The 15,013-nt window shown below is 60.4% G+C and carries 12 protein-coding genes; all 12 read right to left on the minus strand.

Translation table 11 applies throughout. The features are described from left to right. Positions 1–4: 4 nt before the first annotated feature. The 12 genes from NQ014_RS02825 to carA all read right to left on the minus strand — a co-directional run bounded on the left by NQ014_RS02825 (position 5) and on the right by carA (position 15,001). A complete protein-coding gene (locus NQ014_RS02825) occupies positions 5–1,462 on the minus strand; it encodes an RsmB/NOP family class I SAM-dependent RNA methyltransferase (protein ID WP_257073628.1) in 1,458 nt (485 codons plus the stop codon). After that, a complete protein-coding gene (fmt, locus tag NQ014_RS02830) occupies positions 1,463–2,437 on the minus strand; it encodes a methionyl-tRNA formyltransferase (RefSeq protein ID WP_257073629.1) in 975 nt (324 codons plus the stop codon). Between the two features lie 93 nt (positions 2,438–2,530). After that, complete coding sequence (def, locus tag NQ014_RS02835) at positions 2,531–3,034, minus strand: peptide deformylase (protein WP_016422719.1); 504 nt, start codon at positions 3,032–3,034, stop codon at positions 2,531–2,533. A gap of 60 nt (positions 3,035–3,094) precedes the next feature. Continuing rightward, positions 3,095–5,131, minus strand: coding sequence for a primosomal protein N' (locus tag NQ014_RS02840; protein ID WP_257073630.1), 2,037 nt, complete (start codon positions 5,129–5,131; stop codon positions 3,095–3,097). Between the two features lie 49 nt (positions 5,132–5,180). Continuing rightward, positions 5,181–6,398 (minus strand): methionine adenosyltransferase, encoded by a 1,218-nt coding sequence (metK, locus tag NQ014_RS02845; protein WP_257073631.1) that lies wholly within the window; start codon positions 6,396–6,398, stop codon positions 5,181–5,183. Between the two features lie 118 nt (positions 6,399–6,516). Beyond that, positions 6,517–7,797 carry a bifunctional phosphopantothenoylcysteine decarboxylase/phosphopantothenate--cysteine ligase CoaBC gene (coaBC, locus tag NQ014_RS02850; protein WP_257073633.1) on the minus strand — a complete coding sequence of 427 codons (1,281 nt, stop codon included), beginning with the start codon at positions 7,795–7,797 and terminating at the stop codon, positions 6,517–6,519. A gap of 27 nt (positions 7,798–7,824) precedes the next feature. After that, a complete protein-coding gene (gene rpoZ / locus NQ014_RS02855) occupies positions 7,825–8,103 on the minus strand; it encodes a DNA-directed RNA polymerase subunit omega (RefSeq protein WP_005510796.1) in 279 nt (92 codons plus the stop codon). A gap of 117 nt (positions 8,104–8,220) precedes the next feature. After that, on the minus strand, positions 8,221–8,793 hold the full coding sequence (gmk, locus tag NQ014_RS02860) for a guanylate kinase (RefSeq protein WP_016422715.1): 573 nt from the start codon (positions 8,791–8,793) through the stop codon (positions 8,221–8,223). Positions 8,794–8,798: 5 nt separating this feature from the next. Then, positions 8,799–9,125: an integration host factor, actinobacterial type gene (gene mihF, locus NQ014_RS02865; RefSeq protein ID WP_016422714.1), complete on the minus strand. Its 327-nt coding sequence runs from the start codon at positions 9,123–9,125 to the stop codon at positions 8,799–8,801. 421 nt (positions 9,126–9,546) lie between these two features. Beyond that, positions 9,547–10,416, minus strand: coding sequence for an orotidine-5'-phosphate decarboxylase (pyrF, locus tag NQ014_RS02870; protein ID WP_257073635.1), 870 nt, complete (start codon positions 10,414–10,416; stop codon positions 9,547–9,549). Position 10,417: 1 nt separating this feature from the next. Beyond that, complete coding sequence (carB, locus tag NQ014_RS02875; RefSeq protein ID WP_048731855.1) at positions 10,418–13,777, minus strand: carbamoyl-phosphate synthase large subunit; 3,360 nt, start codon at positions 13,775–13,777, stop codon at positions 10,418–10,420. Between the two features lie 24 nt (positions 13,778–13,801). Continuing rightward, on the minus strand, positions 13,802–15,001 hold the full coding sequence (carA, locus tag NQ014_RS02880; RefSeq protein ID WP_257073637.1) for a glutamine-hydrolyzing carbamoyl-phosphate synthase small subunit: 1,200 nt from the start codon (positions 14,999–15,001) through the stop codon (positions 13,802–13,804). Positions 15,002–15,013 lie beyond the last annotated feature (12 nt).

Consider the following 15,013-nt stretch of genomic DNA (forward strand, 5'->3'; position numbering starts at 1 on the left):
GAGCCTAGTCGTTCTTGCGCAAAACTGAGAAGAACATCGCATCGGTACCGTGGCGGTGTGGCCACATCTGCACAGATGGATACGGTCCGACATCAGTAATCGGCGCTACCAACTCGTGTGCATTCAGCTCCGTCACCGGCAATTCCGTCACTGCCCTGTCGACAATGCCCCTGGTTTCCCGCAGGTGCGGAGAACACGTGGAATAGACGATGATGCCACCCGGCCGTGCCAGACGCACAGCTTCACTAAGCAGTTCAAACTGCAGCGCGGTCAAGGAGTTCAGATCGGACGGCGACTTCCGCCAGCGCGCTTCCGGGCGACGGCGGAGCGAGCCCAAACCAGAGCACGGCGCGTCTACCAAGATGCGGTCAAAGCCTGCCTCCAGCCCGGTATCACGACCGTCCGCAACGGTCACCGTCACTGGCAGCCCGGCCGTGGCCTTCTTCACCAGTTCTGCGCGAGTCGCTGATACCTCAACAGCATCGAGCTTCGCGCCCTCAATAGCTGCGATGCCGCCGATGAAAGCTGACTTACCACCGGGGCCGGAACACAGATCTAACCAGCGGCCGCTGTCTTCACCAGCAACGGGTGCCATGGTGACGGCACGCGCAATGAGCTGAGAACCCTCGTCCTGCACCGCAGCCAGGCCCTGTCGGACCGGCTCCAACTCACCTGGGGCACCGGAATCCAAGCGCACGCAGTACGGCGACCACGGTCCCTCTTCACCGCCAGTGATCAGTGCCAATTCCTCAGCAGTAATCTCGCCCGGACGAGCGACCAAATGCACCAGCGGGCGGGCATCGTCGGCAGCGAGTGCCTGCTGCAGCTCACCGGCTTGTGCACCGAGTGCTCGGGCAAACTCCATCGCGATCCAGCGCGGGTGGGCATGCTTCATCGCCACATAGCCAATCGGATCGGTCGCAGGATCCGGCGCGATCTCAGCCACCCATTCGCTTTCGGTCTTCGAGGAAACCTTCCTCAAAATGGCATTGACAAACCCGCGCGCACCAGGTCCCGCCACCTTCGCCACCGCCCGCACCGAGGTATCGACCGCCGCGTAGGCGTCGACGCGCGTACGCAGCAGCTGGTACGTGCCCAGGCGCAGCACGTCCATCACCGGTCCAGCAATATCGCTTAACGGGCGTGACGACGATGCCTCAATCACGGCGTCCAACAGGGCTTCCGCCCGCAGTGTGCCGTACGTTAGCTCCGTTGCAAAAGCAGCATCCCGCCCCTTGAGCTTGTGTGCCTTCAGCAACTTGGGCAGCACCAGGTTCGCGTAAGCATCAATCTCGCGAACGTCGGCTAGTACCGTCAGTGCGACCTTGCGCGGCTGGTCGATGCCACCACGGTTGTCCCCACCGCGATTGTTACGGTTACGGTTGCGGTCATTGCGGTTCTCTCCGGAGCGGTTGCTGCGGCTTCGTCCGCCACCGGTGTGGCGGGGTTTGTCGTTGCCCATTTACTCGCAGACCTTTCCGCCGGGTTGGCTACCTCGCGCCCAGTCGGACGCATCCATCATCTTCTTACCCTGTGACTGCACCCTCATCAGCTGCACATAGCCATCGGCACAACGCACAGATACCCGGTGCTTCTCCGCTACCAACTCACCCGGCGTGGCGGCTACCGCCTCCGGAGCGGCTGCCTTTCGCACCTCGTCGACCGCGGCGCTGTCCTCGTCGGAAAGCGGGGTGAGCTCTCCGACCTTCAAACGTGCGCCGTCGAGAGTCGTCCACGCACCTGGGGCAGGCGTGAACGCGCGAGCGCGGCGGTCGAGAAGATGGCGCGGCTGAGTCCAAATGATTCGGGCGTCTTCCGGCCCGAACTTAGCAGCGTAGCTGACATCCTGTTCCGGCTGAGCGGTCGGACGCAACGCACCGGCTTCGATGCCGTCCATGGTGGCGGCTAGGAGATCCGCGCCGGAGTATGCCAGGCGGGTCAAAAGGTCGTCGGCATTATCGGTCGGGCGAATCGCTTCGGTGACGGTACCGAAAACTGGTCCGGTATCCAGGCCCTTTTCAATCCGGAAAGTACTGGCACCCGTGACTTCATCGCCAGCGGCGATAGCTGCCTGCACCGGCGCGGCACCTCGCCAAGCAGGAAGCAGCGAGAAATGCAGATTTACCCAGCCGTGCGTCGGTACAGCGAGCAATTCCTCCGGCACGAGATTGCCGTAGGCGACCACAGGGATGCAGTCAACGTTTAGTTCGCGAATCTGCTGTTGGATTTCCTCATCGCGCAAGGTCGTCGGGGTGAGCACGGGAATGTCGTGTTCCAAGGCCAAAGTCTTCACCGGCGAGGGCGAAAGCGACTTGCCGCGGCCACGGCGGGCATCGGGGCGCGTGAGAACAGCGACGATCTCATGGCGGGAGTCTTCGAGCAACTTCTTCAGTGCAACGACAGCGGGTTCCGGGGTTCCGGCAAAAATCAGGCGCACAGTAAGTGGATTCCTTCCTGGTGGACCTAGTTGTTCTAGCTAATCTAGTGATGAAACTCGGGGCGCCACACCCGGGGGCTAGGCGCAGGCGAGTTAACCGCGGTTGAGGAACCAGTCCTGCTCACGCAGAGAACGCATTGCGGTCTTGCGCTCGTCGCCCTCGAGACGCTTCAAAAACAGCACGCCGTCCAGGTGGTCGCTTTCATGCTGCACGCAGCGAGCCAGCAAATCATCGGCTTCGAAGCTCACCGGTGTGCCGTGGCGATCCTGGCCAGTAACGCGCACACGCGCGTGTCGAGTCACGGGTCCATTAATACCCGGGATAGATAGGCATCCTTCGATTTCGTGGACAGTCTCGTCGCCGATGGCTTCCCATTCCGGATTGACGATGTGCCCGCGGGTGCCATTGCAGTCGTAGACGAAGACGCGCTGCAGCACGCCGACCTGGTTTGCCGCGAGCCCGACGCCCTGTTGCTCGTCCATCGTGTCGAACATGTCATCAATCAGGTGCGACAGCGTCGCGTCGAAATCAGTGACGGTATCCGCCTTGGACAGCAACACCGGATCGCCGAAAAGACGTACCTCACGAACTGCCATGAACTTAGTGCCTCCAAGAAAACTGGTGTGAATTAAGCGTTAACGGAGCTATTTTAGCAGCTAGCCGAAATTAATCGGATCGACGACAACGCGCACCGGCGTCGGGTCCTTCCTGGTCGCTCGAACGACCTGTGCCGCCTTCAACGCCGCGCCCACTGCCCGTGCTTGCCGACGGTCACAGCGCACCAGCATCCGCTGAATAGGTGTACCCGGCTCCACGCCTGCTGGTGGCCTGGCGTTGCGGGGAAGGTCTACCGGACCCAGGATTTCCGCACCCGATGGAACCTCCAGGGACTCCATGAAGTTACGCAGGCCCTCTTCAGTCCCATCCACTGCTGCCACGTGAAAGGCTGGAGGCAGAGCGGCAGCTGTACGGTCGGCCAATTCCCTGTTCGCAGCGCCTACCGCGTCCCATGCCAGAAGATCGGCCACAGTCGGGACTGCAGCATCCGCATCGATAACCACTGCCCCGCCTCGCTCCCGCGGGCGCGCAAGCGTGACAGCCCGAGACCAATGCGCGTAGGCCTCTTCGTGAGCGCGCAAGTCCTGTCGGCCGAGCATCGCCCAAGTGTCCAGCAGCATCACTGCACCGTAGCCCTCCGGCGCATAAGGCTCGGCTCCCGGCGTGGCCACCACGACCCTCGGGCCTTCGGGAATGTCGTCAACAATCCGTTCGCCAGAGGAAGCGACGACTGGGAATGGACTGAAAATACGGCCAAACTCTTCCGCCGTACGTTCACTGCCGACCACGACTGGCCGAATCTTGGTGGAACCGCAGCTATGGCAACGGTGGTGGATGTCGATGCGACCACACCACCGACAGGTCGGTGGCGCTGGATCGTCCGGGTTATCGGACGGTGGAATTCCCAGTGGACCGTTACACCAGCGACAGCGCGCAGGCGCGCCACAGGAGCGACACGACAGTGTCGGCACATATCCCTTGCGGGGTACCTGGACCAGAATCGGAAGCTCTTCGCGCAGCGCGGCTTTTGCCCGTCGAAAAGCGATGGCAGGAAGGCGTCCCCTACTGACGTCATCCGGGTCTTCGGAAGTGTCCGTCGAGGCAATCATCTCCGGCATGGACTCAGCAAGGGCGTCAGTGCCTGCGACCAGATTGTGCGCCCAACCTGAGGAGACCAGCAGCTGCACCTCGGCTGTACGGCTATACGACGCAAAAATGAGAGCGCACCCCTCCTGCGCACTACGCGTGACCAGCACCTCGCGAGAGTGGACGTAGGGTGCGCGAGGGTCTACGAGGTTGTCATCGCCATCATCGACAATCACAGCTAAACGCAGATTCTTCACTGGCGCGTACGCTGCCGAGCGCGTGCCGACTACTATGCGCCCCTGGCCGTGCAGGATATCCAGGTACCGGCGATAGCGGGACTCGGGTCCGAGGCCAGCCCCGAGAAGAGTGAGCTGACGGGCAGAAATGAGCTCGCGAAAAGCGCTCTCGAAGCGCGCCTGCGTGCGTGCGTCCGGAACAATGATGAGAACACCGCCACCATCGCGGGCGACCGAAACGCTGAGCGCGGCGAGCAAGGCTGCGACCTGTTCGCCTGGAACTGGCTGCCACGCTGCGCGTGCCGGGGCACCTTTGCGGACGGAATCGACAAAGGATTCGCCGAACACATAGTTGCCCCAAGCGGAAAGGTCCGGATCTTCGGTGGCAAGCTTTCCCAACTCCTCCCACGTCGGGGGCGTGTTCTCCTTGCGGGCACGTTCGGCCCGTGCATGGCGGGTTGGGATGGCGGAGCGAATGATGTTTGAGCGCGTTGCGCCGTAATACTCCGCCAGAGAATCCACCAACCGTCGAAGCTGTGGCGGATAGACAACCTCAGAGCTGATGACATCCTTGAGATAGGACAGTTTGCCGTCGTGAGTGGGCGTGGCACAGCGCTCCAGCACCAGCGCATTGACCAATTGGCCGTGGAAGCGAATCCGCACGCGGCAACCGACAACCGCTTCCTTCGCTAGCGCGCGCGGAACCAGGTAATCGAAGGGGCGATCCAACTGCGGCAGCCCCAAAAGTGGAAGCACCCGCGCGACTGGCAGCTTCTCAGCTGCGGCGGCGGGTGCGAAAGGGGCGTCGGTCATAGAGTCTTACTCTACTTCCCCACCCCAGGGTCATGCTGGCGGGTGGTGTTTATCCCAGGCCAGCGGCTGCGCGGAGCTCTTCGACGCGGTTGAGTTGCTCCCACGGCAGGTCCAAGTCAGTTCGGCCGAAGTGACCGTAGGTGGAGGTCTGCGCATAAATCGGGCGCAGCAAGTCCAGGTCACGAATAATAGCGGCCGGGCGAAGGTCGAAGACCTTGTTGATAGCCTCGCGGATGGCGTCGTCCGAAACGTGACCGGTGCCGAAAGAGTCGACGTAAAGGCCTACTGGGCGAGCGCGGCCGATAGCGTAGGCAACCTGAATCTCCAGGCGGTCAGCCAGACCCGCAGCCACGGCATTCTTCGCAACCCAACGGGTGGCATAAGCGCCGGAGCGGTCCACCTTTGACGGGTCCTTACCCGAGAATGCGCCGCCACCGTGACGAGCCATACCGCCATAAGTGTCGACGATAATCTTGCGGCCGGTCAGGCCGGCATCGCCCATCGGGCCACCGATAATAAACTGGCCAGACGGGTTGACCAGCAGCTTCAATTCTTCGGTAACAAAACGCTCGCGCAGGTTAGCGTCGTCGAGCACCCAATCGACTACGTGGGTCTTAATCTGCTCGGTGATCCACTCCTGGGTCACATCCGGGTCGTGCTGCGTGGACACCACAACGGTGTCCAAATACACCGGGTTATTGTCTTCGTCGTAAGCGAAGGTGACCTGAGTCTTACCATCCGGTCGAAGCGATGGGACGATGCCTTCCTTGCGTACCTGCGTCAAGCGGCGAGCCAGGCGGTGCGCCAGCGCAATCGGTAGCGGCATGTACTCCGGAGTTTCGTTGGTAGCGTAGCCGAACATCAGACCCTGGTCGCCAGCGCCCTTGAGATCTTCTGCTTCGACTTCTCCACCAGAGCTGCGTGCTTCCAGAGAAGTGTGTACACCGTCGTTGATGTCTGAGGACTGCTCACCAATCGAAATGGAGACGCCACAGGTCTTGCCGTCAAAGCCCTTTTCAGAAGAATCGAAACCGATCTCCTTCAGTCGACTCCGGACAATACCGGGGATGTCAACGTAGCTCTGCGTGCGAACCTCGCCAACAACATGGACTAAACCGGTAGTCACCACAGTCTCAACGGCGACCATCGATGCAGAATCCTGCGCGAGCATAGCGTCAAGAATGGAATCCGAAATCGAGTCGCAAATCTTATCTGGGTGCCCCTCGGTAACAGATTCACTGGAAAACAGCCGAAGATTAGAGGCCACGAGCAGTACAACTTTCTTCTAGATCATTTCCCCACCCCTGCGGTGTCGCTGCGGCGTGGGTTTTCGTTTGATTCGATAATTATAGACCAAGCGGTTCAGTCGCCGTAGTAGGCGCCCGCTACTCCGCTGGCTGAGGTTCCTGTCGCAGCTCGGAGACTGCATCCAAAATCGAACCAGCCACCGAGAACTTTGAGCCCCGCGGCACGTCCCACTGCTCGCCATCGAGAGACAGCAACCATCCGACGTTGTCCGTGGCACCGAAAGTTTGCCCACCCGAGACGTCGTTACACATGAGCAAATCGCAGCCCTTGCGCACAATCTTCTGCTTCGCAAGCTCGAGCGGCGTCGTCGTCTCGTCGCCGGTCTCAGCCGCAAAGCCCACCATCGTCGTGGTTGCCGGAATCTCGCCCGCTTTACGACGCTCCACAGTGGTAGCCAGAATGTCCGGGTTCTCTACGAGCCGAATGTTGCTCAAGGCGTCGTCTGCGACGCCCTTCTTCATCTTGGCCCCAGCGGTCGATGCCGGACGGAAGTCGGCGACGGCGGCGGCAAAAATGCAGACATCGGCCAACTTGGAGTGTTCGTGGGCGGCCTCGGCCATCTCCAAAGTGGAATCAACCTTTACAACATTTGCGCCCAGCGGTGTCGGCAACTGATCTGTATGTCCTGCCACCACAGTGACCTGAGCGCCACGCTGTGCTGCCATCTCAGCTAGCGCGAAGCCTTGGCGTCCGGAAGAGTGGTTGCCGATAAAACGTACGGGGTCGATAGCCTCACGGGTGCCACCGGCAGTAATCATGAAGCGTACGCCCTCGAAGTCGCGGCGGAAGTGGCGTGGATTCTCGACTGCCGCCAATGCCAGCGAAACAATCTGCTCTGGCTCCGGCAGACGACCTGGACCAGTGTCCTTGCCAGTCAAACGGCCATGGGCCGGATCGAGGACAATAGTGCCATGGCGACGAAGAGTCGCGACATTATCCCGGGTAGCTGGATGGTTCCACATCTCGGTGTGCATGGCAGGGGCCAGAACCACCGGGCAGGTCGCCACAAGCAAAGTTGCGGTGAGCAGGTCGTCGGCACGCCCGTGTGCGGCACGCGCCATAAAGTCGGCAGTCGCGGGAACTACGACGACGAGGTCAGCCTCCTGCCCCACGCGGACATGCTGAACCTCATCGACTGCGTCAAAAACCGTAGTCGACACCGGGTTCCCCGACAGCGCCTCGAAAGTAGCTGCGCCTACAAAGTTCAATGCGGACTCGGTGGGAACGACGCGAACATCGTGACCGAGTTCCTTGAAGCCACGAACAACGTGTGCGGCCTTATACGCAGCGATGCCGCCGGCAACCCCGACGACAACCTTTAAACATTCGGATACGTCAGCATTACCGGCGGCATGCATACAGATATCTCCCCTTAAGGAAATGCTCTAGCCCTCAGTGTGGTCCAGCAGACCAGCGTTGATTTCACGAAGAGCGATGGACAGAGGCTTCTCAGCGACCCCCGGAGTAACCAGCGGGCCAACGTACTCCAGCATGCCTTCGTCAATCTGCTGGTAGTAGTCATTAATCTGGCGTGCACGCTTGGCGGCGAAGATAGCCAGAGCGTACTTCGAAGAAGCCTTACCAAGCAGCTCGTCGATCGGCGGATTGGTAATACCAATTGGCGGGTCGAACACTGCCTCGGTGGCGGTATTTTCCTGGGTCACGAGAAATCTTTCCTCAATAGAACGTGAGTTACTGGGGTGACAATAGAAACCGTCGTAGCAATAGAATCACCATTGCTTGGAAACGATTTCTACTATCGATGATGTGGAGTCGCCCTGTTACTTGCCAGTAGTCAGCGCCCGAGCGATGGCCGCCACAGCATCATCGACATTGTCGTTGACAACAACCTCATCGAATTCGTGCTGAGCATCCATTTCCACTCGCGCGGTTTCCAGGCGACGCTTGACTTGCGCCTCGGTTTCCGTGCCACGACCAGTGAGCCTGCTGACGAGAATTTCCCAGCTTGGCGGAGCCAAGAACAGCAGGTGAGCATTCGGCGCTACCTTACGGATGGAACGGGCTCCTGCCAGATCCACCTCAACGAGTACCGGACGCCCCTCGGCGAGAGCTTTATCCACCGGGCCACGCGGCGTACCAGAACGCTGCAGACCACCGTGGATTTCAGCCCACTCGAGCATCTCTCCTGCATCAATATGCTGTTGGAACTTCTCCGGGGTCACGAAGAAATAGTCGCGGCCATCGACCTCACCCGGCCGTGCGGCGCGGGTGGTCATGGAAACGCTGAAGTACAGTCCGGGAACCTCGGCACGGAGCCGACTGACAACAGTGGATTTTCCCACACCGGCAGGGCCGGCGAGGACTACCAACTGACCGTTTTCATTCCCGGCCACTGCGACTAGTCCTCCACTGCGTAGCCGAAGCGCTCCAGCAGAGCGCGACGCTGACGGTCACCCAGGCCACGCAGGCGGCGGGTCTGAGCAATCTCCAGGTCATTCATGATGTCCTGTGCCTTGACCTTGCCGACCTTCGGCAGAGCCTCGAGCAGAGCGGAGACCTTCATCTTGCCGATGATCTCGTTCTCGTCAGCCTGCTTGAGAACCTCTGGCAGGTCGATAGCGCCACGCTTCAGCTTGTCCTTGAGCTCTGCGCGTACCTTGCGGGCCTGAGCTGCCTTCTCGAGTGCTGCTGCACGCTGCTCCGGGGTCAACTGCGGAAGGGCCACGTGTTCCTCCGTAAAAATAGATTGGTTAGGTTCTTATTTACTAGCACGAGCCTCGCGTCCACCGAAGGCAGGCAACGACACCGTGCTTAACGATTGGAGACCGTACCGCACTTACCGGTTGTTGAGGCAAATGCTGACGGGGTGTCGATAAAAATGACACCAGGGCTTTATCCGCCCCACCTTTCGGTCGTGGTCAACCAACTCCGGCGATTGTAGCACCGTTTGCCCAGGAGAATGGAAATTGACCACGGTTTTTGTACGAAATCTCCCAGGAATCGTCACAGTAGCTTGCCTATACCTACGCCACCGCCAACCGAAGAGCGTTAGGAGAATCCCGGCAGCTAGGTACGAAAGAAGCCCACAGGGGCACCTGTTCTATGAGGTGCGCCCTGCGGGCCTCAGCCAACTCGGCGATCCGCTGCTAATTCTCGGATAGGAACGGAGCCGCAGCTTCAATAGTTGCGCGCCGCAGCGCAGCAGGATCAGGCCCAGCGGAGAGGATTGCACGCGAAATATTCGGCAGTGCAAGGCCCTTGGATTCCCCTGCCAGACGGTCGACATCTGCCGGGGTTCCACCCTGAGCTCCCACACCGGGCATGAGAATGGGACCGCGCAGGTCACTGAGCACCGGGGCGTCGTCAAGCGTTGCGCCAACAACAACGCCGATGCTGCCCGCCTTTGCACCAGCGTCAATCTGGCGGGCATTAATAGCGGCTGCCTGGTTGACCATGGTCTGAGCCAGACTCTCACCCGAAACGGTCGCCTTTTGTACGGACGCACCTTCCGGATTGGACGTTGCGGCCAACACGAACAGGCCGCGTCCGTTCTCCAACGCCAACGAAACCGCCGGATCAAGAGCACCGAACCCGAGGTACGGAGAAACCGTCAGAGCGTCGGCTGCCAGCGGCGAGCCATCCGATAGCCAGGCATCAGCGTATGCAGCCATCGTCGAACCGATATCGCCACGCTTGGCATCTGCAATCGACAGCGCACCGGCGTCCTTCAAGTCCGCCAACGTCCGCTCCAGGACGGCAAAGCCCTTGGAACCGTAGGCTTCGAAGAACGCCACCTGGGGCTTGACGACGGAAACGATGTCACCAAACGCCTCGACGCATGTGGCGGCAAAGCGCTCTAGACCTTCAGCCGAATGCGGCAACTGCCAGGCATCCAGCAGCCCAGGGTGCGGGTCGATGCCCACGCAGAGCCGACCGCGCTCGGCGACAACCTCGCTGAGGCGATCGCCGAAACCTTTGACTGTCCCCACTGCGGAACCTTCAGCCTTCGCGGTCATGTTAGGCCTGCTCCTGAGCAGCCAACTCTGCCGGGTGGAGTTCCTGCAGAGCCTTAACGCTCATCTCACCGTTGCGCAGCGCCAGAATGCCCTGCAGTGCGGCGACGGCACCCTGAGCGGTAGTCACACAAGTTACGCCCTGGCTCACAGCAGCGGCGCGAATCTCGTATCCGTCAGAGCGTGCGCCAGCGGAACCGGACGGGGTGTTGATAATGATGTCAACCTCACCATCGCGGATCATGTCGACGATGTCGCGCTCGTCCGTCGGTGCTTCTGAATCAGTTGTACGCTTTGCGACGACCTCACACTCAACACCGTTGCGGCGCAGCATGCCGGCAGTACCCTCCGTTGCCAGGATGCGGAAGCCCATATCCGCCAGCGTGAGGATCGGGAATACCAGAGTGCGCTTATCGCGGTTGGCCAGCGAGACGAAGATCGTGCCCTCGGTCGGCAGCTCACCGAAACCGGCCAGCTCACCCTTGGCGAAAGCGGCACCAAAGTTGTCGGCGAGGCCCATGACTTCACCGGTGGACTTCATCTCCGGGCTCAGCAGGCTGTCGAGAGCGCGGCCCTCGAAGTCGCGGAAGCGGTTGAACGGCAGGACGGCTTCCTTAACCGCAATCGGAGCGTCAGCAGGCAGAGAACCGCCGTCGAAGTTGGACGGAATCATGCCCTCTTCGCGCAGTTCCGCGATAGTAGCGCCCATCATGACGCGGGATGCGGCCTTAGCCAGCGGTACCGAGGTTGCCTTGGAGACAAACGGTACGGTACGAGATGCACGCGGGTTGGCCTCGATGACGTAGAGCGTCTCGTCCTTGAGTGCGTACTGAACGTTCATCAGGCCCTTGACACCGATGCCGTGTGCCAGTGCCTTGGTGGATTCACGCACCTTGTCGATGATGCCTGCAGACAGAGTCATCGGAGGCAGCGCACACGCGGAGTCACCGGAGTGAATACCGGCTTCCTCGATGTGCTCCATAACGCCGCCGAGGTAGACCTCTTCCCCATCACACAGTGCATCAACATCAATCTCGATGGCGCTGTCCAGGAAGCGGTCAACCAGTACCGGGTGCTCATTGGACAGCTCGGTAGCGCGGTTGATGTAGTCCTCCAGAGTGGCCTCATCGTAGACGATTTCCATGCCACGGCCGCCGAGGACGTAGGACGGACGGACCAGCACCGGGTAACCGATGCCAGCGGCAACCTGGCGAGCTTCTGCGAAGGAGGTGGCGGTACCGAACTCCGGCGCCGGCAGCTTGGCCTCAGCCAGCACCTTGCCGAACTCACCGCGGTCCTCAGCCAGGTCGATTGCCTCTGGGCTAGTGCCGACGATCGGAACTCCTGCGGCCTGCAGACGCTCCGCCAGGCCCAGCGGGGTTTGGCCACCGAGCTGAACAATGACGCCTGCGACCTTTCCGGACTGGCTCTCAGCGTGGTAGACCTCGAGAACATCCTCGAAGGTCAATGGCTCGAAGTAGAGGCGATCTGCGGTGTCGTAGTCGGTGGAAACCGTTTCCGGGTTGCAGTTGACCATAACAGTCTCGTACCCAACACGGGAGAGCTCGAGGGCCGCGTGGACACAGGAGTAGTCGAACTCAATGCCCTGGCCGATGCGGTTCGGGCCGGAACCGAGGATGATGACCTTTTCCTTCTCGGTCTGCGGGGCGACCTCGGACTCAGCAGCCGGGTCCAGCTCGTATGCCGAGTAGTGGTACGGAGTCTGTGCTTCGAACTCAGCGGAGCAGGTATCGACAGTCTTGAATACCGGGTGGATGTTCAGGCGCCAGCGCAGCTCGCGCACGCCGTCTTCCCCGGCCAACTCCGGACGCAGCGCAGCAATCTGGGCGTCGGACAGGCCCCAGTACTTAGCCTCACGCAGCAGGTCGGAGGTCAGCACCGGAGCGTCGATAAGCTCCTTGCGGATATCCTGCAGGTTTTCCATCTCGGCGATAAACCACGGATCCAGCCCGGAAGCTTCGTGGATTTGCTCGATGGAAGCACCCAGACGCTGAGCCAGCTCAACGTCGTAGATGCGACCTTCAGTCGGACGCTTCAGGTCCTCAAGGACAGCGTTGACATCGTTTGCGCGCTCACCTGCGAAGTCCTCATCCGGAACAGTCCAGAAACCAGCTGGCTTGTTCTCCAGCGAGCGCATGACCTTACCGAGCGCGCCGATGTAGTTACGGCCGATAGCCATGGCCTCACCGACGGACTTCATGGTGGTGGTCAGCGTGTCGTCAGCACCTGGGAACTTCTCGAAAGCAAAGCGTGGAGCCTTGACAATCACGTAGTCCTGCACCGGCTCAAACGCTGCCGGGGTTTCACCGGTGATGTCGTTGGTGATCTCATCGAGGGTGTAGCCGATAGCCAGCTTGGCAGCAATCTTTGCAATCGGGAAACCAGTTGCCTTGGAAGCAAGCGCCGACGAGCGGGAGACACGCGGGTTCATCTCAATGGTGATGATGCGGCCGTCATTCGGGTTGATGGCGAACTGGATGTTACAGCCACCGGTGTCAACGCCGACCTCACGCAGAATTGCGATGCCCTGGTCACGCATGGTCTGGAACTCGCGGTCGGTCAGAGTCATCGACGGGGCGACAGTCACCGAGTCACCAGTGTGGACACCGAGGGCATCAACGTTTTCAATGGAGCAGACCACGACAACGTTGTCGTCGCCATCGCGCATGAGCTCGAGCTCAAATTCCTTCCAGCCGAGGATGGACTCCTCAATCAGAACATTGGCCTCGGGCGATGCGGCTAGGCCGCCACCTGCGATACGGTCGAGGTCTTCCTGGTTGAAAGCCAGACCGGAGCCCAGACCGCCCATGGTGAACGACGGGCGAACAACGACCGGAAGACCGAGCTCTGCAACAGTCTCATGGACTTCTTCCATGTTGTGGCAGACGCGGGAACGAGCGGATTCGCCACCAATCTTGGCGACGATGTCCTTGAACATCTGGCGATCCTCACCGCGCTGAATGGCCGGAATATCAGCACCAATCAGCTCGACATTGTACTTCTCCAGAATGCCCTCGCGGTCCAGCTGAATAGCTGCGTTCAGTGCAGTCTGGCCACCGAGAGTTGCCAGGACAGCGTCAATCGGGTTGCCCTCTGCAGCTTCCTTGGCCAGGATCTTTTCGATGTACTTGGTTTCAATCGGCTCGATATAGGTGGAGTCTGCGAACTCCGGGTCAGTCATAATCGTTGCCGGGTTGGAGTTGACCAGCGTGACTCTCAGGCCCTCTTCGCGCAGCACGCGGCAAGCCTGGGTGCCGGAGTAGTCGAACTCGCAGGCCTGACCGATAACAATCGGGCCGGAGCCGATAACCAGTACGTGGTTGATGTCTGTACGACGTGGCATGGTGTTAGGTCCCTTAGCCCTTTCCTACTTGTTCGAGTTTCCGGTTGCGGACTTGTTGAAATCGACCTTCTGGATCAGCGCCAGGAAGTCATCGAAGAGAGAGTGCGCATCGTGCGGGCCGGCTGCGGACTCCGGGTGGTACTGCACAGAAAAGGCCATGCCGTTCTTCAGTGCGACACCTTCCACGACGTCGTCGTTAAGGCAGGTGTGCGTAACCTCTGCCTCGCCCCACGGGGTATCGAAACTCTCGCCGGCCTTGCCTTCAAGTGCGAAGCCGTGGTTCTGAGCGGTGATAAAGATACGGCCAGTGCGGTGGTCCTTCACCGGAACATTGACGCCGCGGTGACCGAAGACCAGCTTGTAGGTATTCAGGCCGAGTGCGCGGCCAAGAATCTGGTTACCAAAGCAGATACCGAATAGAGGCATGCCGTCATCGAGGGCAGCCTTGGCGACCGCAACCATCTCATCAGCGGTTGCCGGGTCACCCGGGCCGTTGGACAAGAAGACACCGTCCGGCTGGTATTCCTTCTTAATATCTTCGTACGGAGTGTTAGCCGGAACAACTACGACTTCCAGGCCACGCTTAGCCAGCTCACGCGGGGTGTTGGACTTGATGCCCAGGTCGTAGGCCACAACACGTGCCTTCTTCTCCCCTTGTGCTTCCACAACATAGGCCTCATCGGTGCTGACCTCGCGAGCCAGGTCCGCGCCCTTCATCGCAGGCTGAGCGCGAACGATTTCCACCAGCTTATCGACGGGCTGCTGTGCGTCCTCACCGGAGAAAATACCAGCGGCAATTGAACCATTGTCGCGCAAATGGCGCACCAGCGCTCGGGTATCAATCTGGCGGATACCGATGATGCCCTGTGCCTTCAGCTCATCTTCCAAGCTGCGCTCCGAGCGCCAGTTGGAGGGAATGCGCGACAAATCGCGGATAATAAAGCCAGCTGCCCAAATCTTGTTTCCGCGGGACTCGTAGTCCTCATCGTTCCAACCGGTGTTGCCGATCTGTGGTGCGGTAGCCACAATCAGCTGGCGGTGGTAGGACGGGTCCGTCAGGGTTTCCTGGTAGCCCGTCATAGCGGTGGTAAAAACTGCCTCACCCAGGGTTGTACCGGTGGCGCCGAAACCGCGTCCGCGGAACACTCGGCCATCTGCCAATACCAGGACTGCCGCTGTAGCGGCCGCGGCCTGCGACTCGTTGCTCACGTTATTGCCTTTCATTTGGGTAGCGTG

Origin of the sequence: Corynebacterium sp. 5QC2CO (assembly GCF_024580435.1) — a bacterium.
Taxonomy (GTDB): Bacteria; Actinomycetota; Actinomycetes; order Mycobacteriales; family Mycobacteriaceae; genus Corynebacterium; species Corynebacterium jeikeium_D.

Excerpts from the sequence above, each read along its gene's own strand:
- NQ014_RS02825 (WP_257073628.1), bottom strand. The coding sequence starts at position 1,462 with ATGGGCAACGACAAACCCCGCCACACCGGTGGCGGACGAAGCCGCAGC.
- def (WP_016422719.1), bottom strand. The coding sequence starts at position 3,034 with ATGGCAGTTCGTGAGGTACGTCTTTTCGGCGATCCGGTGTTGCTGTCC.
- NQ014_RS02840 (WP_257073630.1), bottom strand. The coding sequence starts at position 5,131 with ATGACCGACGCCCCTTTCGCACCCGCCGCCGCAGCTGAGAAGCTGCCA.
- coaBC (WP_257073633.1), bottom strand. The coding sequence starts at position 7,797 with ATGCATGCCGCCGGTAATGCTGACGTATCCGAATGTTTAAAGGTTGTC.
- pyrF (WP_257073635.1), bottom strand. The coding sequence starts at position 10,416 with ATGACCGCGAAGGCTGAAGGTTCCGCAGTGGGGACAGTCAAAGGTTTC.
- carB (WP_048731855.1), bottom strand. The coding sequence starts at position 13,777 with ATGCCACGTCGTACAGACATCAACCACGTACTGGTTATCGGCTCCGGC.
- carA (WP_257073637.1), bottom strand. The coding sequence starts at position 15,001 with ATGAAAGGCAATAACGTGAGCAACGAGTCGCAGGCCGCGGCCGCTACA.